The organism is Paenibacillus shenyangensis, assembly GCF_000346635.1.
GTDB lineage: Bacteria > Bacillota > Bacilli > Paenibacillales > Paenibacillaceae > Saccharibacillus > Saccharibacillus dauci.
Genome location: NZ_AOIG01000022.1, coordinates 25,204 through 47,906 on the forward strand (window position 1 = coordinate 25,204; position 22,703 = coordinate 47,906).

A 22,703-nucleotide genomic window follows, 5' to 3' on the forward strand; every position below is an offset into this window, starting at 1 on the left:
AATTTAATTTGATTATTGGTTCTAGTCATAGTAAGGTGTAGGCATAACCCAATACCGAAAGGATGAATTGAATGATGAGCAATCTGCAAATCACGCCTTACCGTCTCACCTTGCAAGACTGGCAGTTCAAAGCAGCTGATGAGAATGAGTGGCTGTCTGCCCAGGTACCGGGGACGGTGCACACCGATCTGCTGGCACATAACAAAATTCCTGATCCATTCTATGGTACGAATGAAAAAGACGTACAGTGGATCGACAAAAAGGATTGGGAATACATAACAACCATTCAGGTGGATGAGGCCGTTCTGCAGCATTCACATGTAGATCTGGTATTTCACGGACTGGATACGTATGCGGATGTCTATATGAATGATCAACTGGTACTTTCCGCCGATAATATGTTCCGTACCTGGAGAGCCGATGTCAAAGGCTATGCCAAAGCAGGCGAGAACACAATACGTATTTATTTCCGCTCTCCGATTCAGGAAGAGCTGCCGAAACTGGAAGCGCTGGGCTATGCACTGCCTGCCAGTAATGACCAGTCCGATGTGGGTGAGCTGGGAGAGCAGCGCGTCAGTATTTTTGCCCGCAAAGCTCCGTATCATTATGGCTGGGACTGGGGTCCTCGTTTTGTAACCAGTGGTATCTGGCGTGAAGCCGAACTGGTCGCCTGGTCGGAAGTGCGGATTGAAGATGTATATATTCGTCAAAATCATGTAACTGCCGACTCTGCCGAACTGACAGCCGTAATTCAGATTTATTCGGAGCAGGAACGCAAAGGCAATGTGCATATCCGAACCGAAGATCAGAACTGGGAGCAGCAGGTAACTCTGCAGGAAGGTACCGATATTATCGAGATTCCGTTGACACTGGAAAACCCCAAATTATGGTGGTCCAGAGGACTTGGCGAAGCACATTTGTATACGTTTACAATAGCGGTGACAGAAGTAGCCGACCAGCAGAAGCAGTTCGCAGAGCAGAGTGTGCGCACGGGAATCCGTTCCGTACGTCTGGTCCGGGAAAAGCAGGGTGATTATCCGGGAACATCGTTCTATTTTGAGCTGAATGGTGTGCCTGTATTCGCCAAGGGAGCCAATCATATTCCGAATGACAGCTTCCTGCCAAGAGTGACATATGAGAGATATCGGCACGAAATCGTATCGGCTGCCGAAGCCAACATGAATATGCTGCGTGTGTGGGGCGGCGGTATTTACGAAAATAATGAATTTTATGAACTGTGTGACGAATACGGCATTATGGTGTGGCAAGACTTTATGTTTGCCTGCAGCATGTATCCGGGGGATGAAGAGTTCCTGGACAGCGTACAGGCCGAAGCCGAGGAGAATGTACGCCGTCTGCGCAACCATCCATCTGTTGTTCTGTGGTGCGGCAATAACGAGATGGATTCCGCTTGGGCGCATTATATCGAAGACGGCGGCTGGGGCTGGAAAAAGAATTATACCGAAGAGCAGCGCGAGCAAATCTGGAATGATTACAAAGCGGTATTTCATGAATTGCTGCCTGATGTCGTAGCCAGCGAATCACCGGGTATCGACTACTGGGCGTCTTCTCCGATGGTCGATATGACCGATACGGTGGAGCAGCATACACAGGGCTTAACCGACAGTGGAGATATTCACTACTGGGGTGTATGGCATGGCAGTGAGCCGTTTGAGCGATATAATGAGTACGTAGGTCGCTTTATGAGTGAGTACGGATTCCAGTCTTTCCCGGAATATCGCTCGGTACGCACGTATGCCGAAGAAGCAGATATGGAATTGGAGTCCGAAGTGATGCTTCGCCATCAGAAAAATGGATCGGGTAACCGCCTGATTAAGGAATATATGGATAAATACCTGCCGGAGCCCAAGGACTTTCCATCCTTCCTGTATATGAGTCAGGTACTGCAGGCAGAAGCCATGCAAATGGCGATTGAAGCACATCGTCGTAACAAGCCGTACTGTATGGGTACACTGTACTGGCAGATGAATGACTGCTGGCCAGTGGCTTCATGGGCAGGCATGGATTATTTTGGCCGCTGGAAAGCACTGCATTATTATGCCAAACGCAGCTTCCGTGATATTGCGGTATCTGTCGATAGCTCGAATAAAGAGCAGTTTGATATTTATGCCATTTCCGATGTACTGGCGCCGGCTGCACTGACAATCCGGGTCAAAGTACTTGGCACCGATGGTGGATTGTATAAGGAAATCCCGCAATCCTTTAGTTTGGCAGGCAATGAATGTCTGAAACTGATGTCCCTGTCCAAAGATCATCTGCTGGATGGTGTAGACCCGCATCAGGCAGTGTTGCTGGTTGAACTGGAGCAGGATGGCATTATTATTGATTCCCAGCTGAGCTACTTTGTATCTTACAAGGATATTCCACTGAGCCAGCCAAATATTACAGTTACACAAAAAGAAGAAAATGGTGTAGCTGTCATTGAACTGACAACAGACAAGCTTGCTCGTCAGGTATGGCTGTCTGCAGATCATGCAGGAGAGTTCAGTGATAATTTCTTTGACCTGCTGCCTGGACAGACGTATCGCGTTCATTTCTGCCAGCTGAGTGAAGTAGTGAATGAACATCCGTCACAGCCACAGCATGGTTTGGCTGCTGCAGCCATGATTCCATCCCGTGCTGAAGGACTCCAGGTAACATCGATGGCGGATTATATCAAGTAAAAAGGGTTATTTTGCGAATAGATCATCTAATAACAGTCTGAAATAAAAATGTTTGTTTAGCTGATCACAGATAATATGAGTTTGGGTCAGTAACAATCTGTATATTATGGCAGTAATCATATAGCTAAACAGTAAAAATCCCCATGCTGTCAAAGAAGCAGTTGGGGGTTTTTATTTGAATGGATAGTGTGTTAATTATGTATGTTCACTAGAGCAACCTTTGGCTCGTCCTGTCTATCTTACTATAAGTGCTTGAGCATAGTTACAACATATAATACCAGAAAATCGCTTTCTCATGAGCCGTAGAGAATTTGGAGTACAGCATAGTATCGACTCCACCGATCACAAAGCCATTTCTGGCATAAAATCGGCATGCCAATACATTGACATCCTGCGTCTCTAGTGCGAGTCCGATCAATCTGTGCTGCTCGGCCCATTTTATAGCATGCTCTAGCAGCCTCTTTCCAATTCCTTGCCGACGATAATCTCGGCAAATACCCAAATCTTCGATAAAGGCATAGCCGTTCCAGGAAGCACTCATCCTGATCTGTCCCACGCAGCGATTATCGACATAATAGAAGAAAACTACCTTTCGTTCATTATCAATATACGAAGTATGGATATCTTCATCTTCGTATTGCTTTGAATAAGGCTCGCTATATAGCTCCTCTGTATAGCTCCAGCAGTCATTTTCGTATCTCGGCACAATCCGGCCGATGACCATGAATTCCTCATTAGCCTGATTGTAGTCGCCGATATTGGCATGCGTCATTTTCCGAATCAACAAATATCCCTCCAAATTATAATGCGATGAAATAGCAGCAGGGTCACACGTATACAGAATAATGTAGTCATTCAATCTTTTTTCTTCCTTTATTATACATATTGCTCGGTCAGTTGCCAGATATCTGGATAATGCACGTATTATAAAAGGCAGCTGCATCTTGTTGAAGCATTGAATTCTTGTAGATTATAGGAAAGTAGCGTGTGAAGTTTATGCTTTATCTTGTGATTTTGTTCGCATATGAGTATCATTAACATGAGGTGAAATGACTATTATGGAACGATTGCAGAAAATATTGGCTCAAGCGGGTGTAGCTTCACGCCGTAAAAGTGAAGAACTGATTCTGGCGGGAAAAGTAACCGTCAATGGTGAGGTAGTCACTGAGTTGGGAACCAAAGCTGATCCGACTGTCGATGAAATCACAGTAAATGGAAGATCCATCGCAGCTGAGAAAAAAGTATACTATATGTTTAATAAGCCAAAAGGAGTCATCACGAGTGTAACCGATCCGGAAGGACGGAAAACGGTGCAGGACTATCTTAAAGGCGTTAATGAGCGTGTATTCCCGGTTGGACGTCTGGATTATGACTCCGAAGGATTACTGATACTGACCAATGATGGCGAACTGGCCAACAGATTGACCCATCCCAAGCATCATGTACCCAAAACCTATCTGGTTACGGTAGAAGGGGTACCGCATGGCGATTCCCTGGAGAAATTCCGTCGTGGTATCCAATTGGAAGATGGTATGACCCAGCCTGCAGAGGCTGAATATTACGATATCGATACAGACAAAAAACAGGCGACGATTCGTGTCACGATCTACGAAGGCAAGAACCGCCAGATCCGTCGTATGTTTGATGCGCTCTCGCATAAAGTTATCCGTCTGAAAAGGATCGCTTTTGGCGAACTGCTGATTGGCAATCTTAAGCGCGGTCTGCATCGTCCGCTCAGCAAACAGGAGCTCGATGCCCTGCAAAAAGGCTCCAAATAAGTAGCACCACAATACTACAGAAATCGTTAATTCCGATATTCCGTCGCACAGCTGGGGGGCTTTAGAAAATGAGTGAACAATTGAACCGCATTCTCGTAGTCGATGACGAAGAACGTATTCGCCGTCTGCTGCGCATGTATCTGGAAAAAGAAGGTTATGAAATCGAAGAAGCCGAAGATGGAGAAACCGCGCTGCGGAAAGCTCTGGCAGATGACTATGGTCTAATCATGCTGGATCTGATGCTGCCGGGAATCGACGGAATTGAAGTCTGTAACCGTCTGCGTCAATCCAAGTCTACACCAGTATTGATGCTGACAGCCAAAGGCGAAGAAGTAAACCGTGTACAGGGCTTTGAAGTAGGAGCGGATGACTATGTAGTCAAGCCGTTCAGTCCACGCGAAGTTATCTACCGGGTCAAGGCAATCATGCGCCGTTCATCGGCAACAGCCTATCTGTCCCAGGAGAACAATTCGAGCAACAATATTGTTTTCCCGAACCTGATTATTGAGCATGATGCCCACCGGGTAACAGCCAGCGGTCATGAGATCAGTCTGACACCAAAAGAATATGAGCTGCTGCACTTCCTTGCTACGTCTCCGGACAAGGTGTTTTCACGGGAAGAGCTGCTTAAGGATGTATGGAATTATGAGTTTTTCGGCGACCTGCGTACGGTCGATACCCATGTAAAGCGCTTGCGTGAAAAACTGAATAAGGTCTCTCCTGATTCTGCCGCGATGATCACGACGGTGTGGGGGGTAGGCTACAAGTTAGAGGTGCCTAAATAAGTGGACTTCTGGAGAACGCTTGTCGGTAAATTGTGGCTGACGATCAGCGGATTGGTAGCTTGTGTGCTGCTGACGCTGGGGTTGTTTTTACTGCCTTATATTGATACCAATTTTACCAATTCAGATGCGATCAAAAGGCTGTTTACGTATGTATCGATTATCGGTTTTGCGCTGACTACATTTTTTGCGCTGTTTCTGCTGACCAAGATTACGCAGCCGATGCAGCAGCTGATTCAGGCGACAGATGGTATTCGCAAAGGAAAGTATAATACCCGTCTGGCACTGCGTACTGGTGACGAGATTGGTCAGCTGGCAAGCGCCTTTAACCATATGGCTGAAGAACTGGAGAAAAATATCCAGAATCTGCAGCTGGAAAAGGAACAGATGGCCAGCGTACTGCGAAGCATGGGTGATGGTGTAATTACTTTTGACAAGCAGGGCAATATGATTCTTCATAATCCACTCGGCGAAATGATTATGGATAGCTGGCACAAGGCCGGCTGGGAGGGACAGCAGGATGGCAGCGGCGCTGCAGCTTCCAAAGTGCCGGAACCTCTTTATCCGATGTTCGAACGGGTTATTCGCGAACGACAGGATCAGAGCTCTAATATTCATGTCAAACAGCAGGTATGGGCAGTGAATATGACCCCTCTTTATTCAGGAGAGGATGTTCGCGGTACCGTATCTGTATTGCGTGATGTGACTGAAGAAGTGAAAGCAGAGAAAATGCGGCGTGACTTTGTTGCCAACGTCTCGCATGAGATTCGTACACCGCTGCAGATGATTCAGGGATATAGTGAAGCACTGCTGGATGGCATGGCATCCTCGCCCGAGGAAAGCAATGAACTGGTACAGGTCATTTATGACGAGTCTTTGCGGATGAGCCGGCTCGTACAGGATCTGCTGGATCTGTCACGGATGGAAGCAGGACATACAGACATGAATTTCGGCCAGATGAATCTGAATGAATTGATGGATCGGGTGTACCGGAAGTTCTCTGTGCGTGCCAAGGAACGTGAACTGGATCTGAAGTTTATTCGTACTGAAGCACCGCTCATGCTGGAAGCTGATACCGATCGGCTGGAGCAGGTCTTTACCAATCTGCTGGATAATGCTTTCCGTCATACCCAGGCGGGAGGAACGATCACAGTTACAGCGGTACTGGAAGAAGATCAGATCAAAGTGTCGTTTCAGGATACAGGTGCAGGGATTCCGATGGAAGATCTGCCATTTATTTTTGAACGCTTTTACAAAGCGGATAAAGCCAGAGTACGGGGAGAATCGGGTGGTACCGGACTTGGGCTGGCTATTGTACGTAATATTATAGAAGCCCATCAGGGTACTATTGCTGCGGATAGCCAGGTAGGTAAAGGTACCGTATTTACTTTGAAGCTCCCTGTACATCGTGAAGTCCGGGATTAAATAGCGCTCAACGGTGTGTCTCCTAAAATTCATTACCAAAAAGCTCCTGCCGATTATTCGGTGCAGGAGCTTTTTGGTATATCTACATTTATTATAATTCGGGATAATCCATATTTTTGGACTATTGGGTTAAGCCAGTACAACTTCCTGGGCAGTCTTCAGGTTTGGCAGGTCGGTCAGTTCTACCAGTACTTGCTTCGGCACGTCTTTGTCCACGGTCAGGATCATGATGGCTTCACCGCCTTCAATTTTCCGTCCAACTTGCATGGAGGCGATATTGACATCTTTTTGACCCAGCAGGGAGCCGACATTACCGATAATGCCTGGCTTATCTGTGTGCGATACGAGAATCTGGTGACCGGCAGGTAGTACGTCTACCGAATAATCATTGATCCGGACGATACGCTCGCCATAACCGCTTAGCAGCGTACCGGATATGCGTTGTTCGCTGCCATCCTGCCCTTTAAGGCTGACAGTGATCAGATTGGTGAAGCCTTTGGTCGAAGGCGCACTTGTAACGATCACATTCAGATCACGCACTTTCGCCAGATGAAGCGAATTGACAATATTGGCTTCCGAACCGAGGTGACGGGACAGAATGCCTTTCAGAATATAACGGGTCAGCGGCTGGGTATCCACTTCGGATAGGTCGCCTGCATAGTCGATACGGATCTCTTGGATCGCCTGTACAGAGATTTGAGCGGCAAAGCTGCCCAACTTCTCACCCAATCCAAAGTACGGCTGCAGCTTGTTCATGACGCTTGCAGCAACAGGAGGCATATTCACCGCATTTTTGAAAGGTTCATCCCGCAGAATATGCAGCACCTGCTCGGATACATCGATCGCTACATTCTCCTGGGCTTCTACAGTGGATGCACCAAGGTGAGGGGTGACGATAATATTCGGATGGTTGAGGAAAGGATGATCTGCCTGTGGCGGCTCGCTTTCGAATACGTCAAAGGCTGCTCCGGCTACAATGCCTTCATCAATCGCTGCTACAAGCGCGAGTTCATCCACTACTCCGCCGCGTGCACAGTTGATGATTCGCATTCCTTTTTTCATGATCTGGAACTGTGGAGTAGATATCATATGTTTGGTTTCCGGTGTAAGCGGAGTATGCACTGTCATAAAGTCTGCGTTTTTGAGGATATCATCCACGCTGGCGAGTTTGACCCCCATTTTGTCGGCACGCTCCTGGGTCAGGAACGGATCATAGCCCAGAATGTCCATACCGAACGCTTTGGCACGTTTGGCAACTTCGCTGCCGATACGTCCCATACCGAGCACGCCGAGTGTTTTGTTACGCAGTTCGACCCCGAGGAAAGATTTGCGGTCCCAGGTACCGTTAATAGTTTTGGCATAGGCTTGTGGAATATGACGAGCCAGAGCCATCATCATGGCAAAAGTATGCTCACAGGTTGTAATAGTATTTCCGTCCGGTGCGTTAATAACGATGATACCGCGCTGGGTAGCAGCTTCCAGATCAATATTGTCGACGCCCACACCAGCACGTCCGACTACTTTGAGATTTGTTGCAGCTTCCATGATTTTGGCAGTTACTGTGGTCTGACTGCGTACGAGCAGTGCATCATATTCGCCGATAATGGCAGTTAATTCGTCTTCACTGAGTCCTGTCTTTTTGTCTACCGTGATGTCTGAAGCATCCATCAGTTGTTGAATCCCCAGATCGCTAATTGGATCAGATACCAGTACCTTAAACATTATTTCTTTCCTCCTCCAAATTGGTCATTCTTTGTTTGTAGTCGTTCTTGTTGATTATGCAGATTTTATTTATATGAACACCTGCTTCCGTCACTAGTGCTAACAGACAGCTGCAGATGTTAATATCCACCACATTTGATTACCGAATAAACGCACTAACGCACAAAAGTAAAAAGGATACAAAAAAAGCACTCATCCGCATACTACGATCGTAGTTAAGGGACGAGAGCTGTCGTGGTACCACCCTAATTCGCTGTTCTCTCACAAGAAGCAGCCTTATGGTCAAATCAATTGACCGGATTCATAACGGAATCACCCGACTGTACCTACTCCATGTTCAATACAGTGACTCAGGAACGCTCAAAATATACAATCGGTTTACCGGTTTGCACCAACCACCGGCTCTCTGAAAACCAGAGTGCAATTTTTTTCCTTCACAGACGCTGATGTAATTTAATTTTTTCATAATGTACCATGGGTTACATACCATGTCAATAACGTATTTTAGAATCAAACACGAATATTAAAGGTCTAATCAGTCTGAATATACGTATTATATACAATTTCAGATTCGGTTGAAACCAATATTTATCCAGCATCGTATTCAAAAAAAGTAGAATAATATGGGGATCATAAAAGCAATGCAAACCATAAAAATACCTTGGCATACTAGCAATCAAAGAGAATCATGATGATCAATGTGCGGGATAGGAGGATTAGAAGGAGCAAATTATTTGCTTTGTCGGATATCATGTTATAATGAATTTTATCAATTGAAAGTGGGCATCCGGCTCAATGCTTAACTAAGAGGATTGTGATTATGAAAAAAGGCAAGTTTCGATCATTCAAATTAAAACGTGTACAGCCTGAACAACTGACTGACAAACTGCTGCTTGCCAATCTGTATTTGACCCAGGGACTCACACTGCTTGTCGGTATGATCTGGATCTGGCTGCAGGGACGTAATCCATTTGCACTGCTGGAACTGCCAGCCAGTCTGCATTTTGTATGGTGGGGACTGGGACTCGCCGGAGCGATGCTGCTTGCGGATCTGTTTATTTCGCGTATAGTGCCGGAGAGTAGTATGGACGACGGTGGAATTAACGAAATGATTTTCAAAAATCGGCCGATCTGGCATATTATCATTATCACGCTGATTGTAGGAATTTGCGAAGAAATACTGTTCCGCGGAGCGATTCAGCATGCTTTCGGACCTTACTGGACCAGCATTATTTTCGCTGCGATTCATTTTCGGTATCTTCGTCACTGGATTCCCACAGGCTGGGTGTTTGTCAGCAGCTATGCTCTTGGGTATATTTATATTGAATCCGGTACATTATGGGCACCCATTTTATGTCATTTTATGATTGACCTGATATCCGGTCTGATTATTTCGTTGCGGAGGGAAAAATGAGCGAACGTCTAAGCAGGTTGGAACGCTATGGTAATACCAAGGATACAAGCAGAGTAGAACGTTATGGCAGTAACCGGGATGAAGGGCTGTTAACCGGTGGACGAATTAAGCTTCCTGGGGGCCGCAGCAAGCGTTCATCACGAACAGTACGGCAAGCTGCCTATCAATCGGTAAGTCCGGCTCTGGCAGCAGATGGCCATGTACAGGTAGATGGCGAAGAAGAGGAAGAAGGCGAAAAGGAATACGCGCCTCGTAGCACGATCTATCCGGCACGCAAAATCCGGTTGGCCAAGTTCTTTTATGGCTATCTGATCTTTATGTTCGTCGTACTGACCGGTATGCTGCTCTGGTGGGGCTTCAAGCTCTCGGGCTTTATGCTAAGCTGGGATAAATTCAAAAACCTGATGATGTAGTTATTTCCAGCATGAGACAGTCATAACCTGCTTATCCAACCTATACACAGATACAATAGCTGGCTGGCCTGAATATCAAAAGCAAAAAACGCAGATAGCGGATGATTCCGCTATCTGCGTTTTTATTTACTGTTTTGCGATATTGTATGAGCCAGAATTCCTTGATCGTGTTTTGGTATTAAACATTAACGCATTTCTGGTTCAATCGTATCCGGATCAACAAATGTATATCCTTTGGCTTCCAGCTTGGTCAGCAACTGATCCAGTGCCTCGACGGTCCATGGCAGTTCATGCATCAGAATCGTGCTGCCGGAGTGCAACTGGTCCATAACATTGGTAATAACTGCCTGAGGATCATTCTGATTCACCCAGTCCAGTGATCCTACCGACCAGTTCATGTACATCAGATTGTTTTTAGCAGCGACTTCATGTACGGCATCGTTGCCTGCTCCATTTGGTGGCCGCAGGAAGCGTGGAGTGACATTAATCGTTTCCTTAATGATTTTCTGGGTATCTTCAATCTGCTGTTTAACTTTGGCAGGAGATTCGTTTTTCAGAACGATATGATCATACGTATGATTACCGATTACGCCACCACGATCATGAATCAGCTTGAGCAGCTCGGGGTGTCTTTTGACACGACTGCCATTTACATAGAAAATAGCACGGGCATTGTGCTTGTCGAGCGTATCAATCATGCTGTTGATCATTTTTGCTTCTTTTGGACCATCGTCAAAAGTGAGCAAAACGACTTTTTTCGGTGTTTTGTCGGATTCTTTGTTTGGCACGATATCATAATTTTTGTTCATATGATATGTATAGCTTGCAGGTGCCTCGGCTTTGGAATCTTCAGCAGTTGTACTACTGTTCTCTCCAGACTTGGTATCGGTTGAGCCAGCAGAAGTTGTACCTGATGATGCTGTGGTATCATTTCCGGTCTGGGGTGCGGCAGTTGCTCCGGTATTCTGTTCGGTTGCAGCTGGTGTAGCAGGCGTCTGAGTGGCACCTGTATTGCCAGCGGTGGTCTGATTGCTGCATGCAGATAGGATCAGCACGGATAAAAGCAGCCATCCCGCGGTTTTCTTGAACATTCATTTCACACTCTTTTCTGTCTGTAGTTTCTGGTCCAGCTGATGATACCCATGCAGAGAATTACACAACAATTAGGATAAACAGCAGCCCTATGTAAATTAAATCCCTAAAAAGCATAAAAAAGCAACACTTGTATAAATCTTCTATGCTTTTTTTAGGCATACAAATGCGTTATAACCCAAAAATAGACGCGATGAATCAATAAGATAACAATAAAACGCTTACAATCATAATTCTGTCTAAAGCGTTTTATTACGTGCATTTAAGGATAATAAATGGTAACATAGACAATATAGCATCGCTATATTTATCACCATATGAATAGGGAATGGATGACACGCATTGTGCCGTGATCACAACCTATGTTTTTAAGGGGGATCCTATCATGAAAATAGAAAGATTGAGCTCAGATAAAATACGGATTTTCCTTACTTTTGACGATCTCACTGAGCGCGGGATTCAAAAAGAAGATATGTGGCAGGAGATTCCAAAAGTCCATGACCTGTTCACTGAAATGATGGACCAGGCTTATACGGAGCTTGGGTTTGATGCTACCGGTCCTCTGGCAGTTGAAGTATTCGCGCTTCCTGCACAAGGTATGGTAGTGATAGTAACTCGCGGTAAATACGATCAGCATCTGGGTACCATGAACGAAGATGATCTGGCTGATGAGATATACGAGATGGAAGTTACGCTCGAAGAGACTGACTTTATCGCTTATTCCTTTAAGGACTTCGAGACATTGATCGAAGCAGCGCATACTCTGTCTCAGAATGTAACGGAAGCTGGAAGACTGTATCATTACAAAGATCAGTGGGTATTCACCCTTGATCCTGCTGAAGTAGATATGTCCAAGCATGCAGCTTTGATCGCTGTACTGGCTGAATTTGGAGATGCTACTTCGGTTACCGAAGCTATGCTGGAAGAGTACGGCAAAGTGGTTATGCCGGAAAATGCAGTTCAGGTCATTTGCGAACATTTCAAACGCAATGATTGAATGAAACCAAGGCATCCAGGTATTTCCTTCACTTGATGAATAGTTCGACCGGCCGGAAGGAGTTCCTATTTCGTATGTTGCAAATAATGGCACATCAACCGGTAGTCAGGCTATCAATCAATGAGGGGGAATCTGGGTGTCTTTATTTTCAATTCTGATGGCCGCAATAGCTCCGGGTATTGCACTGCTTGTCTATGTCTATCTCAAGGATAAATATGACACCGAGCCGCTTCATCTGGTGATCAAATTTTTCTTGCTGGGCATAGCCATTGTATTTCCGATTATGATTATTCAGCGAGCCATGGTGCTCGGCTTGGGAGAAAGTCCGTATGTTTTCTCATTTCTGATCTCTGCAGGTGTGGAAGAAGGAGCCAAATGGTTTATTATTTATCATATTCTGTACAACCATACTGAATTTGATGAACCTTACGATGGAATCGTCTATGCGGTAGCTCTTTCACTCGGATTTGCTACATTGGAGAATGTGCTGTATGCACTTTATAATTCAATGTCGGTAATGTCGCTACTGGCACGTGGTTTGCTGCCAGTATCGGGACATGCATTGTTTGGAGTCATTATGGGGTATTACGTGGGTAAAGCCAAATTTACTACTACTTCGCGTAAACGTCGCTGGTTCCTGGTATGTGCACTGATTCTGCCGTTGTTCTGGCATGGTGTATATGACTTTATCTTGCAGACGGTTACCCAGAACTGGCTATGGTACATAGTACCTTTAATGTTGTTCCTGTGGTATGGTGGTATGATCAAGATTGCACGTGCTAATAATCGCTCTCCTTTCCGCTTTGTCAAAAGGGAAGAAGAAATGAATACGTAATATCGGGATAAAATGATGAGTCTGCAACCGGAGAATAAAGCCGGTATGCAGGCTTTGTTTTTTTGTGGATGAAAATAGTGCTTGGTGTGTTAAGCCTCTACAAGTACAAGCGCAATAACTTAGCAATAACTTATAAAAACGACCTGGATATAATATCGAATCGAGCAATCGGTTGAAATATTAGCTGTTTGTTCATATCAAAAATGGTTTATTTCCACATTTTCCAATTTAAGAGCCAGATAATCATGGAACAGCCTGACAAGGTCAGAAACAAGGAATACTAGACAGAATATAACGAATTATACGGATTCAATCCTGCGAAAATTAATTCGTTATTGATTTAAACAATCGTTCGATTTGTAAAGTTTATAAGTGACTGTGCGATTTTGCATGTTCTAGGGGACTGTGTTATAATTTGCTTGACGCAGGCAATGCCTGCTTTTTTATTGAGTTGGAGTATGATGATTGAGGGGGAGTTCCCGGTTGGAACGCCAAAAGTTAGAACATAACGGGAAAATCAACATTGCGATTGATGGACCTGCCGGCGCAGGGAAAAGTACAATTGCCCGTATGGTCGCCAAGCGACTCGGCTATGTATATGTCGATTCGGGAGCAATGTACCGCGCCGTCACATGGCATATGCTTCAATTAAATATTGAACCTGAAAATGCCGAAAAAGTGCTTCAAGAAGCACAGAATCTGGTGATTGAATTAATACCTGATGAACAGGGGCAGAAGGTCCTGGCTAATGGAGCGGATGTAACTGCAGATATTCGTAGTCTGACCGTGAACCGGATTGTGTCACGATATGCGCAAATCGAGGGGCTGAGAGTAAAGCTATCGTCTTTACAGCGGCAAATGGCTTTGCGTAAAGGCGTTGTGATGGATGGACGCGATATCGGTACTCATGTGCTTCCTGATGCAGAGTTGAAGATCTTTATGACTGCAACTGTGCAGGAGCGCGCCAGACGCAGATATGCAGAGATGGATGCTTCTGAGGGGATTACCCTCGAGCAGCTTGAACGCGAAATTGCAGAACGGGATCAGCTGGATGAACAGCGTGAATTTTCCCCGCTGGTATGTGCAGAGGATGCTATGGTACTCGATACAACATCGATGTCCATCGAACAAGTATCCGATCATATTCTGATGCTGGCCCATACTACAATGGCAGGGAGAGTCTGATTGATGTTCTATCGATTCATTCGCGCTCTTATACGCTTTTTCTACCGAATTCTGTTCCGTATCAAAGCGGAAGGATTGGAGCATATCCCGCAAGAAGGCGGCGTACTGCTCTGTTCCAACCACATCAGTAATCTTGATCCACCAATGGTAGGTATCCTGATTAAGCGCCAGGTTCGTTTTATGGCCAAGGAAGAGCTGTTTCATGCTCCTGTACTGGGACCGATTATTGCAAGATTGGGTGCTTTTCCGGTTAAACGGGGAGGTATCAGCAAAGAATCGATTCGTACTGCACTCACCATTTTGCGTGAAGGCGGTATAATGGGTATTTTCCCTGAAGGTACGCGTAATTCTCAGGCGGCAGTCGCCAAGCGTGGTGCTGCAACTTTTGCATTACGGAGTGATGCTGCAGTAATTCCGGCTGCAATTATCGGGAATTACAAGCTTTTTCGTACAACCAAGGTTGTGTATGGTCCACCGGTTGATCTTTCTGCTTACAAAGGCAAGGATGCAATTGGTACGGCCGAGGAAGCAACGGAGAAAATTATGGAAGCTATCCATAAAATTATCCGTGAAAATCAATAAATGTGTTTTGAACTCAGCTTTAATGCGAGTTTAAATAAATGGGATTTGAATCGAGGAGGGTATTGACATGTCGGAAGAAAATAATAACCAAGAAACTACCGAAGTTACAAACCAGGAGGCGCTTGATCAGTTCGTCTCCCTGAACAAAGGTGACACAGTCACAGGAACAATCGTCAAAATTGATGATAATCAAGCTTATGTAAGTATTGGATATAAATATGACGGCGTTATTCCAGTCCGTGAACTTTCTTCAGTACACGTAGACAGCGCTTCTGAAGCTGTAGAAGTGGGCCAGGAAGTGGAATGCAAAGTTGTAAGCATCAATGACGAGAAAGAAACTCTCGTTCTGTCCAAGCGTGCGATCGACAGTGAAAACGCATGGGAAACACTGGAACAGCGTTTTGAGTCCGGTGAAGTATTCGAAGTTGCTGTATCCGATGTTGTAAAAGGCGGACTGGTAGCTGACGTGGGCGCACGCGGATTTATCCCTGCATCTATGGTAGAGCGTCATTTCGTAGAAGATTTCAGCGATTACAAAGGTCGTACACTTCGCGTTAAAGTAAAAGAACTGGACCGCGAAAATAACAAAGTAATCCTGTCCCAAAAAGATGTGCTGGAAGCAGAATATGAGTCCAACAAGCACAAAATCATGGAAAGCCTGCAAGAAGGCCAGGAGCTGACAGGTACTGTACAGCGTCTGACTCAATTCGGTGCATTCGTTGATGTAGGCGGCGTAGATGGTCTGGTACACGTATCCGAGATCGCTTGGACACATGTAGACAAGCCAGCTGACGTACTGTCCGAAGGCGACGAAGTAAAAGTAAAAGTACTGCGCGTTGATCCTGAAAAAGGCAAAATCAGCCTCAGTATCAAAGCAGCTCAACCAGGTCCTTGGGAGACTGCAGCAGACAAATTCCATACTGGCGATGTAGTATCCGGCGAAGTAAAACGTCTGGTAAACTTCGGCGCATTCGTTGAAATCGCTCCAGGTGTAGAAGGTTTGGTACACATTTCCCAAATCTCCCACAAACACATCGGTACTCCGCAAGAAGTACTGGAAGAAGGCCAAACCGTTTCCGTAAAAGTACTGGATGTAAATCCTAGCGAAAAACGCGTTAGCCTGAGCATCAAAGAAACCGAAGAAGCTCCTGCAGATGAGCCAAAAGCGCCTAGAGAAAACAGCAACAAAGGTAGCCGTGCTCCAAAACAGGAAGAGCTGAACAACCCTAACGTTTCCCTGAGCAATCAAGGTATGAACGTAACACTGGGCGACCTCTTCGGCGATAAATTAAGCAAATTTAAGTGATTAGAAGCAAGCGATTTAAGAGCAAGTGATTTCCTTGCTCCCTAAACGGCAATGTTTCAATGCCGTTTAGACGCATGACCAATACCAACTACAATAACTTCAATCCACTCCTCTCTTAAAGCAGTAGAAAATGAAAGTTTCCTGCTGCTAAGTAAGAGAATTCATAGCTAAAAGTTAGAACAGACGGTATTGCTTGCAAGCAAGAAATCACACTGCAATATTCACTTTACCAGCATATACATTCCAGGGCTTAACCCGTACAGTCCACCAGATGATTGCGGAGGATTTATCGGCTAAGCGCACCAGATAATCGGCGAATCCGTAATGGGTTCGCCGATTATTTCTTTTTATTAACGTTAAATTCGTCATAATGTTAGCCAAGGCAATCGTTTTTTGCTATGATGATTAACGGAAAGATAGAACAGGAGGCAAAAACCTATGGCAAGACCCGTAGTAGCAATCGTTGGACGCCCAAATGTGGGCAAGTCAACGGTATTTAACCGGATGATCGGTGACCGGTTGGCAATTGTAGAAGACCGACCGGGTGTAACCCGTGACCGGATATATGGAACTTCAGAGTGGAATGGCAAGCCTTTTAGTGTTATTGATACCGGTGGTATTGAATTGGATGGCGAAGATATGATGCTCAAATCGATCCGGATGCAGGCAGAGCTCGCTATCGCCGAAGCCGATGTGATCGTATTTATGTGTGACGTTAAAAGTGGCCTGACCCAGTCTGATGAAGAAGTGGCACAGATTCTGTACCGCTCCCGCAAGCCGGTTATCGTAGCTGTCAACAAAGTGGATAACATGAATCGCATGGACGATATTTATGAATTTTACAATGTTGGCTTTGGAGATCCGATTGGTATCTCTGGTAGCCATGGTAGCGGTATGGGAGATCTGATGGATGCGATCGTCGAGAATCTGCCGGATCTGGAAGACGATCAGTATGGCGAAGATGTTATTCGCGTAGCTCTGATCGGCCGTCCAAATGTAGGTAAATCCTCGCTGGTTAATGCGATTCTTGGCGAAGAGCGTGTTATTGTCAGCGATGTAGCGGGTACAACACGTGATGCTATCGATACTCCGTTTGAACGTGATGGACAGCGTTACGTATTGATTGACACTGCAGGTATGCGTAAACGTGGTAAAGTCTATGAAAATACCGAGAAATACAGCGTTATGCGTGCCATGAAAGCAATTGAACGTGCGGACGTGGTATTGCTTGTTATTAACGGTGAAGAAGGCATTATTGACCAGGATAAACACGTAGCCGGCTATGCTCATGAAGCGGGTAAAGCAGGTATTATTGTAGTCAACAAATGGGATGTTGTCGAAAAAGATGACAAAACCATGCAGCACTTTGAGAATAACATCCGTGATCACTTCCTGTTTATGCAATATGCGCCGGTTGTATTCCTGTCGGCACTGACCAAACAGCGTATTCACAAACTTCTGCCTGTGGTGCAGCAGGTAGCCGAGCAGCATTCCCTGCGTATCCCTACGCATTTGCTGAATGATGTTATTTCGGATGCGATTGCAATCAATCCGCCACCGACAGATAAAGGTAAGCGTCTACGGATTAACTATGTTACCCAGGTAGCGGTGAAACCACCTACGATTATCGTATTTGTAAATGAGCCGGAAATGATGCACTTTTCCTATGAACGTTATTTGGAAAATAAAATCCGTGCCGCTTTTGATTTCGTAGGAACGCCGATCCGTATCTTTACACGTCGCAAATCATCGGACGATTAAGGAGAGAAGCTTGTGATTGTATCGGTTTTAGCCATCATAGTGAGTTATCTTCTCGGTTCCATTAGTTTTAGTGTGCTGATTGCCAAAGGCATGAAAGGAATCGATATTCGTGATCATGGCAGCGGTAATGCCGGAGCAACGAACACACTTCGTGTACTCGGGAAAGGTCCGGCCATTACCGTGCTACTGCTGGATGCACTCAAAGGTGTAGGAGCAGTCTGGCTAGGCGTATGGCTGTCTTCTTCTCCGACGTATTGGGTTCCGGCATTATGCGGAATAGCAGCAATTCTGGGTCATAACTGGCCAATCTATTTCCGTTTCCGCGGAGGCAAAGGAATTGCTACTACGATCGGTGTATTGGCTACACTTTGTCTGCTGCCTTCACTCTCTGCTGGTGTGTTTGCGATTCTGGCAATCGTGCTTACACGCTATGTATCGCTGGGCTCTCTGATTTTTGTTACACTGACTCCGGTGATTCTGCTGTTCCTGGGGTATTCTGCCCCTATTGTAACGGTAAGTGTGATTATCTGGGCGCTGGCTGTTTGGCGTCATCGGGCGAATCTTTCTCGTATTTTTAAAGGTACAGAAAACAAAATCGGAGCAAAAGCGGGCAAGGGAGGAAGCGAAGTTGTCTGATAAGGTAACGGTTCTGGTAGCAGGAAGCTGGGGAACAGCACTCGCCTGTGTTCTGGCGGACAATGGATTCCGCGTATCCTTGTGGACACGCAGTGATGAGCAGGCCAGTGAGATCAATGAACACCATACCAATCGCAAATATCTGCCGGAAGCTATGCTGCCAGCGAATATAACGGCAACATCCAGTCTTGCGGAAGCTATGCAGGATACCCAGGCAGTCATTATCGTAGCTCCTTCCAAGGCGATGCGTGAAGTCTGCCGTCAGCTCAAACCATATTATCATGAAGATATGCTCTGTGTTCATGCAACCAAAGGGTTCGAAACCGAATCACTCAAACGGATGTCTACCGTAATCAGTGAGGAACTGGGTGCCAAAGAATCAAATATTGTCGTGCTCTCGGGTCCAAGCCATGCCGAAGAGGTTGTAAAGCGTATGCCAACAACCGTGGTAGTGGCTTCCCGTAATGAGAGAGCTGCGGCTGCGGCACAGACGCTGTTTATGAACGAGGAATATTTTAGAGTCTATACGAATCTGGATATGATTGGTGTAGAACTGGCTGGTGCACTCAAGAACATTATTGCGCTTGGCGCAGGAATGTCCGATGGACTGGGGTATGGTGATAATGCCAAAGCGGCGCTGCTTACACGGGGGATTGCCGAGATGGTCCGGGTCGGAAGTGAAATGGGAGCCAATCCACTGACCTTTGCCGGACTTGCAGGAATCGGAGATCTTATGGTTACCGGTACCAGTCGTCATAGCCGTAACTGGAGAGCAGGCTATATGCTAGGTCAGGGGAAATCGCTGGATGAAGTGATGAATTCCATGAATATGGTTGTGGAAGGCATACGTACGACACAGGCGGCGCATGACATGTCTCGTAAATATGATGTGCAGATGCCGATTGCCGAGCAGCTATATCGTGTTTTGTTTAAAAATAGCGACCCGCGTGAAGCTGTAGAAGCTTTGATGGGAAGAGATCCCAAAAACGAGATGGAGTCCATGAAGCTGGAAATCTGGCAGCAGTGGCATTCCTGATTGGATTTGGAGTCAAACGTACAGAGAACGAAGGAGAATCCTATCGTTCTTTTTGTACAGGTTTGAATGCAGAGGGGGCATATTTGTAAATGTATAATCCTGAACAATATGTGCAATCACATCCGCAGCTCAAGCAGTCACTGATCGATCTGGCCAGTTGGCTCGCTCCAGAACATGAGGGGGAGCATACACATTGGCTGCTGGGCGGAAGCTGCGGTCTGCTGTTGCAGGGAATCCCGCTTGAGGAAGCGCCACGGGATATCGATCTGTATGCAGATGGAGACGCAGTGAATCTGCTGCATAAACAGCTGCAGGCTCATGCTGTTGTACTGGACGGACCGGAACAGAACGAAACCAGAATGTATCGCTCTATCCTGAGTCATTATCAGGCCGGAGATTACAAAGTGGAATTGGTCGGAGATTTTGAAGTTCGTGCACGTGAATCCTATTACCGGGTACATATTGATAGAAATCTGTATAATCATGCTCCTGTAGTAGCGCTGAACGGCTGTTCACTGGCTCTTATGCCGTTGGCACATGAGTTGATATTTAACCTGCTGAGGGACCGCAGGGATCGTTATGAGCGGATTGCAGAACATATGGCGGCCGAGCCCGAGCATCATCGCGAACTGGTCAAACAAATTATTGCTGCCAATGGTTTTCATCCACAGATGATTCAGCGTATTTATAAACTGACCGGGATCGATAATTAAACAGACAATTAACATCAATAACCCAAAGGAGGAATCCTCTTGTCCGGAAAACAGCAATGCCGTGTAGATTTTAGGCCTGCAGGCAAATCGGTGCAGGTACCGGAAGGAACAACGCTTCTGGCTGCTGCCAGACGGGCGGGGGTGCATCTTCCGGTACGCTGTGATGGCAGAGCAGCCTGTCTAATGTGCAAGGTTGTGGTACGACCGGAAGAACAGCCTTTGGGAGAACCTGCTCTTTCTGCACCAGGAGCGGCCGAGACACGTAAGCTGGGACTTTCATTGCAAGAGCATATTCGTCTTGGCTGTCAGGCCCGGGTTATCGGTGATTCTGTTGTCCATGTTCCCGAGGATCGTCTCAAAGCAGCGATCCGCAAACAGATGGAGCAGCAAAATGACGATTTGAGTGACTGGTAATGCTTGGCAGGTCAGCGATATCAGATAAAAAAGTGCAAAACGCTTGAAATTAAAGGATAGCTGTATTACTATAGGTGTGTTCTGTGTCCCGGCGATAGCTGGCACAGTCCATATTCCGAAAATTCCGCGGCGTTTACCTATATTTTCGTTTATTCGAAAACCAAAGTAGCAAGTGGAAAGCTTATATTTGCATTAGGAGGTGAATACACATGAACAAAACTGATCTGATCGCACAGGTTGTTGAAAAAACAGAACTGCAGAAGAAAGATGCAACAAAAGCAGTTGACGCTGTTTTCGAAGCAATCTCCAGCGCCCTGCAAAGTGGCGATAAAGTCCAACTGGTTGGATTTGGTAACTTCGAAGTTCGTGAGCGTTCCGCACGTATGGGACGTAATCCGCAAACTGGGGAGCAAATGGAAATCCCAGCTAGCAAAATCCCGGCTTTCAAGCCAGGTAAAGCACTGAAAGATGGAATTAAATAAGCTGTACATATTCCATGTTCAGGAAAGGACCGTGATCTTCATGTTCACGGTCCTTTCCGCATCTGTCTGACTACTTGATCGGACAACTGCCAGAAGCAGAAGGAGGCCAAAATGGAACCATCCAAAGACGGAATTGTTAACGGTGATTATGTAGTTATCAAAGCCAAAGAAAATGGAGTACAGGTCATCGGTCTGACACGCGGCCGGGATACTCGTTTTCATCATACAGAGAAGCTGGACAAAGGCGAGCTGCTGATTGTACAGTTTACCGAGAATACGTCGGCAATCAAAATCAGGGGCGACGCTGAAGTACACACCAAACACGGTACCGTTAAAACGGAAGATTGATATGATTGCAATCTCATACATTTGCAGTCTGCAGCATCCATACTGGCTTCCCTACTTATTAAGCTGGACTTAATAAAGGGAGCCAGTATTTTATTGTTTTGCGAGCCGGATAATGGTCAACTTACAAATGTTCACTTGCCCTGTCTTGTCGAAAAAACATATGTTATAATGAACTGAAATGTTTAAATCTAAAACATTATAGTTTGTGAAAATATAGACTTGCCCACAAAGGCATGGAGGCTGAGATGAAACCGTATCGCTTATTGGAAACATCCCAAAAATATACAGACTACGATATGATTCAAGAGCATACCGCTATTCCCGAATTTCCGGATACCAGAGCCCGTCTGTTGCTGGCTTTTCTAAATGAAGCTGTAGATACGGAGCAGGAAACGGAGAGAGGGCGCTTATTTTCCCTTGTTACAGGATTGGTACAGATGGCGCTGGATACACATGACCGGATTGATACCTCTCCACTGCACCAGGAGGAGTCCAAGATGCGTTCCCGTCAGCTGAATGTACTGGCAGGCGATTATTTTAGTAGCCGCTTTTACGAGCTGCTGGCCAAAGCAGGCGAGATTCAGATGGTATCCAGGCTCAGTGAAGCCATCTGCGAGAATAACCGTCTCAAAATGAATTTGTATCAGCAAGTTCAAAAAACGACACTTACTTCCGAACAATATATCGAGGCAATTACACAGCTGAAGATGCAGCTGTTTCTTTCATTTACAGCCTATCTTCCGGCAGACCGCGCAGAGCTCTGGGAAGAAATGTTGTATGCATTCAGCCGCTGTGAAGTACTGGCCGAAGATCTGCAGCTGAAACAGGCTTCCCTGCAGCAGCGTCCATTTGGACATTACAGTCTGTATTATGCACTAGAGCAAGCAGAACCACAGGATCAGACAGCGATGATGACAGAGCCGGTAGAAAGTCCGCGCTGGCAGCAGTGGTATGAGCAGTATGAGACAGCAGGACAGATCAGCCAACTGCTGGAACAATCGCTGTCAGTCATTGAATCGCGTCTGCAGCAGCCGGGCTATGAGCGTCTACGTGCGGATATTTCTCCATTGATGGAAGTATATGCCACTCTGCGCTAAC

The 22,703-nt window shown here is 45.9% G+C and carries 22 protein-coding genes and 1 other annotated feature; of the genes, 19 read left to right on the forward strand and 3 right to left on the reverse strand.

All coding sequences use genetic code 11. From position 1 onward, the window contains the following. Positions 1–71: 71 nt before the first annotated feature. Positions 72–2,684 (forward strand): beta-mannosidase, encoded by a 2,613-nt coding sequence (locus H065_RS0117435; RefSeq protein WP_017814368.1) that lies wholly within the window; start codon positions 72–74, stop codon positions 2,682–2,684. 262 nt (positions 2,685–2,946) lie between these two features. Here the strand turns inward: H065_RS0117435 and H065_RS0117440 are convergent, their stop codons facing one another. Continuing rightward, the gene (locus H065_RS0117440) at positions 2,947–3,468 is read right to left on the reverse strand and encodes a GNAT family N-acetyltransferase (protein ID WP_017814369.1); all 522 of its coding nucleotides are present in this window, start codon (positions 3,466–3,468) and stop codon (positions 2,947–2,949) included. Positions 3,469–3,742: 274 nt separating this feature from the next. On the opposite strand from H065_RS0117440, the gene H065_RS0117445 reads away from it, so the two are divergent. The 3 genes from H065_RS0117445 (at position 3,743) to H065_RS0117455 (ending at position 6,669) form a co-directional block, all read left to right on the forward strand. Beyond that, complete coding sequence (locus tag H065_RS0117445) at positions 3,743–4,462, forward strand: pseudouridine synthase (protein WP_017814370.1); 720 nt, start codon at positions 3,743–3,745, stop codon at positions 4,460–4,462. A 68-nt stretch (positions 4,463–4,530) separates the two neighbouring features. Next, positions 4,531–5,247, forward strand: coding sequence for a response regulator transcription factor (locus H065_RS0117450; protein WP_017814371.1), 717 nt, complete (start codon positions 4,531–4,533; stop codon positions 5,245–5,247). Further along, positions 5,248–6,669, forward strand: coding sequence for a HAMP domain-containing sensor histidine kinase (locus tag H065_RS0117455; RefSeq protein ID WP_017814372.1), 1,422 nt, complete (start codon positions 5,248–5,250; stop codon positions 6,667–6,669). 129 nt (positions 6,670–6,798) lie between these two features. Here H065_RS0117455 and serA read toward each other — a convergent pair whose 3' ends face one another. After that, positions 6,799–8,391 (reverse strand): phosphoglycerate dehydrogenase, encoded by a 1,593-nt coding sequence (serA, locus tag H065_RS0117460; protein ID WP_017814373.1) that lies wholly within the window; start codon positions 8,389–8,391, stop codon positions 6,799–6,801. 215 nt (positions 8,392–8,606) lie between these two features. Further along, positions 8,607–8,838, reverse strand: a binding site (T-box leader). A 373-nt stretch (positions 8,839–9,211) separates the two neighbouring features. On the opposite strand from serA, the gene H065_RS0117465 reads away from it, so the two are divergent. Both H065_RS0117465 and H065_RS26235 read left to right on the forward strand, forming a co-directional pair. Further along, positions 9,212–9,805 carry a CPBP family intramembrane glutamic endopeptidase gene (locus H065_RS0117465; RefSeq protein ID WP_017814374.1) on the forward strand — a complete coding sequence of 198 codons (594 nt, stop codon included), beginning with the start codon at positions 9,212–9,214 and terminating at the stop codon, positions 9,803–9,805. Further along, positions 9,802–10,218 (forward strand): hypothetical protein, encoded by a 417-nt coding sequence (locus H065_RS26235; RefSeq protein WP_017814375.1) that lies wholly within the window; start codon positions 9,802–9,804, stop codon positions 10,216–10,218. Before H065_RS0117465 ends, H065_RS26235 begins: the two co-directional genes overlap by 4 nt. A 185-nt stretch (positions 10,219–10,403) precedes the next feature. Here H065_RS26235 and H065_RS0117475 read toward each other — a convergent pair whose 3' ends face one another. After that, on the reverse strand, positions 10,404–11,309 hold the full coding sequence (locus H065_RS0117475; protein ID WP_017814376.1) for a polysaccharide deacetylase family protein: 906 nt from the start codon (positions 11,307–11,309) through the stop codon (positions 10,404–10,406). Positions 11,310–11,695: 386 nt separating this feature from the next. Between H065_RS0117475 and H065_RS0117480 the strand changes: the two genes are divergently transcribed. The 13 genes from H065_RS0117480 to H065_RS0117540 all read left to right on the forward strand — a co-directional run bounded on the left by H065_RS0117480 (position 11,696) and on the right by H065_RS0117540 (position 22,702). Then, a complete protein-coding gene (locus H065_RS0117480; protein ID WP_017814377.1) occupies positions 11,696–12,307 on the forward strand; it encodes a genetic competence negative regulator in 612 nt (203 codons plus the stop codon). Positions 12,308–12,443: 136 nt separating this feature from the next. Beyond that, positions 12,444–13,142: a glutamic-type intramembrane protease PrsW gene (prsW, locus tag H065_RS0117485; protein WP_017814378.1), complete on the forward strand. Its 699-nt coding sequence runs from the start codon at positions 12,444–12,446 to the stop codon at positions 13,140–13,142. Positions 13,143–13,625: 483 nt separating this feature from the next. Next, entirely contained in the window at positions 13,626–14,327 is a 702-nt protein-coding gene (cmk, locus tag H065_RS0117490) for a (d)CMP kinase (protein ID WP_017814379.1), read from the forward strand. Positions 14,328–14,330: 3 nt separating this feature from the next. After that, positions 14,331–14,909, forward strand: a complete 579-nt coding sequence (locus tag H065_RS0117495) for a lysophospholipid acyltransferase family protein (RefSeq protein WP_017814380.1) — start codon at positions 14,331–14,333, stop codon at positions 14,907–14,909. A 67-nt stretch (positions 14,910–14,976) separates the two neighbouring features. After that, the gene (rpsA, locus tag H065_RS0117500) at positions 14,977–16,215 is read left to right on the forward strand and encodes a 30S ribosomal protein S1 (protein ID WP_017814381.1); all 1,239 of its coding nucleotides are present in this window, start codon (positions 14,977–14,979) and stop codon (positions 16,213–16,215) included. 438 nt (positions 16,216–16,653) lie between these two features. Beyond that, complete coding sequence (gene der / locus H065_RS0117505; protein WP_017814382.1) at positions 16,654–17,976, forward strand: ribosome biogenesis GTPase Der; 1,323 nt, start codon at positions 16,654–16,656, stop codon at positions 17,974–17,976. 12 nt (positions 17,977–17,988) lie between these two features. Further along, positions 17,989–18,612 carry a glycerol-3-phosphate 1-O-acyltransferase PlsY gene (plsY, locus tag H065_RS0117510; protein ID WP_017814383.1) on the forward strand — a complete coding sequence of 208 codons (624 nt, stop codon included), beginning with the start codon at positions 17,989–17,991 and terminating at the stop codon, positions 18,610–18,612. After that, complete coding sequence (locus tag H065_RS0117515) at positions 18,605–19,648, forward strand: NAD(P)H-dependent glycerol-3-phosphate dehydrogenase (protein ID WP_017814384.1); 1,044 nt, start codon at positions 18,605–18,607, stop codon at positions 19,646–19,648. The genes plsY and H065_RS0117515 overlap by 8 nt, the downstream gene beginning before the upstream one ends. An 89-nt stretch (positions 19,649–19,737) precedes the next feature. Beyond that, complete coding sequence (locus H065_RS26240; RefSeq protein ID WP_017814385.1) at positions 19,738–20,361, forward strand: hypothetical protein; 624 nt, start codon at positions 19,738–19,740, stop codon at positions 20,359–20,361. Positions 20,362–20,400: 39 nt separating this feature from the next. Continuing rightward, the gene (locus H065_RS0117525) at positions 20,401–20,775 is read left to right on the forward strand and encodes a 2Fe-2S iron-sulfur cluster-binding protein (RefSeq protein WP_017814386.1); all 375 of its coding nucleotides are present in this window, start codon (positions 20,401–20,403) and stop codon (positions 20,773–20,775) included. Positions 20,776–20,984: 209 nt separating this feature from the next. Next, positions 20,985–21,257 (forward strand): non-specific DNA-binding protein Hbs, encoded by a 273-nt coding sequence (hbs, locus tag H065_RS0117530; protein WP_017814387.1) that lies wholly within the window; start codon positions 20,985–20,987, stop codon positions 21,255–21,257. A gap of 111 nt (positions 21,258–21,368) precedes the next feature. Then, entirely contained in the window at positions 21,369–21,605 is a 237-nt protein-coding gene (gene mtrB, locus H065_RS0117535; RefSeq protein WP_017814388.1) for a trp RNA-binding attenuation protein MtrB, read from the forward strand. A gap of 245 nt (positions 21,606–21,850) precedes the next feature. Next, on the forward strand, positions 21,851–22,702 hold the full coding sequence (locus H065_RS0117540) for a heptaprenyl diphosphate synthase component 1 (RefSeq protein WP_017814389.1): 852 nt from the start codon (positions 21,851–21,853) through the stop codon (positions 22,700–22,702). Position 22,703 lies beyond the last annotated feature (1 nt).

Bases quoted from the DNA above. Each gene is read 5' to 3' on its own strand.
- H065_RS26235 (WP_017814375.1), top strand. From the start codon at position 9,802: ATGAGCGAACGTCTAAGCAGGTTGGAACGCTATGGTAATACCAAGGAT.
- rpsA (WP_017814381.1), top strand. From the start codon at position 14,977: ATGTCGGAAGAAAATAATAACCAAGAAACTACCGAAGTTACAAACCAG.
- H065_RS0117445 (WP_017814370.1), top strand. From the start codon at position 3,743: ATGGAACGATTGCAGAAAATATTGGCTCAAGCGGGTGTAGCTTCACGC.
- H065_RS0117465 (WP_017814374.1), top strand. From the start codon at position 9,212: ATGAAAAAAGGCAAGTTTCGATCATTCAAATTAAAACGTGTACAGCCT.
- H065_RS0117480 (WP_017814377.1), top strand. From the start codon at position 11,696: ATGAAAATAGAAAGATTGAGCTCAGATAAAATACGGATTTTCCTTACT.
- H065_RS0117495 (WP_017814380.1), top strand. From the start codon at position 14,331: ATGTTCTATCGATTCATTCGCGCTCTTATACGCTTTTTCTACCGAATT.
- H065_RS0117435 (WP_017814368.1), top strand. From the start codon at position 72: ATGATGAGCAATCTGCAAATCACGCCTTACCGTCTCACCTTGCAAGAC.
- H065_RS26240 (WP_017814385.1), top strand. From the start codon at position 19,738: ATGTATAATCCTGAACAATATGTGCAATCACATCCGCAGCTCAAGCAG.
- mtrB (WP_017814388.1), top strand. From the start codon at position 21,369: ATGGAACCATCCAAAGACGGAATTGTTAACGGTGATTATGTAGTTATC.
- H065_RS0117540 (WP_017814389.1), top strand. From the start codon at position 21,851: ATGAAACCGTATCGCTTATTGGAAACATCCCAAAAATATACAGACTAC.
- hbs (WP_017814387.1), top strand. From the start codon at position 20,985: ATGAACAAAACTGATCTGATCGCACAGGTTGTTGAAAAAACAGAACTG.
- serA (WP_017814373.1), bottom strand. From the start codon at position 8,391: ATGTTTAAGGTACTGGTATCTGATCCAATTAGCGATCTGGGGATTCAA.
- H065_RS0117450 (WP_017814371.1), top strand. From the start codon at position 4,531: ATGAGTGAACAATTGAACCGCATTCTCGTAGTCGATGACGAAGAACGT.
- der (WP_017814382.1), top strand. From the start codon at position 16,654: ATGGCAAGACCCGTAGTAGCAATCGTTGGACGCCCAAATGTGGGCAAG.
- H065_RS0117475 (WP_017814376.1), bottom strand. From the start codon at position 11,309: ATGTTCAAGAAAACCGCGGGATGGCTGCTTTTATCCGTGCTGATCCTA.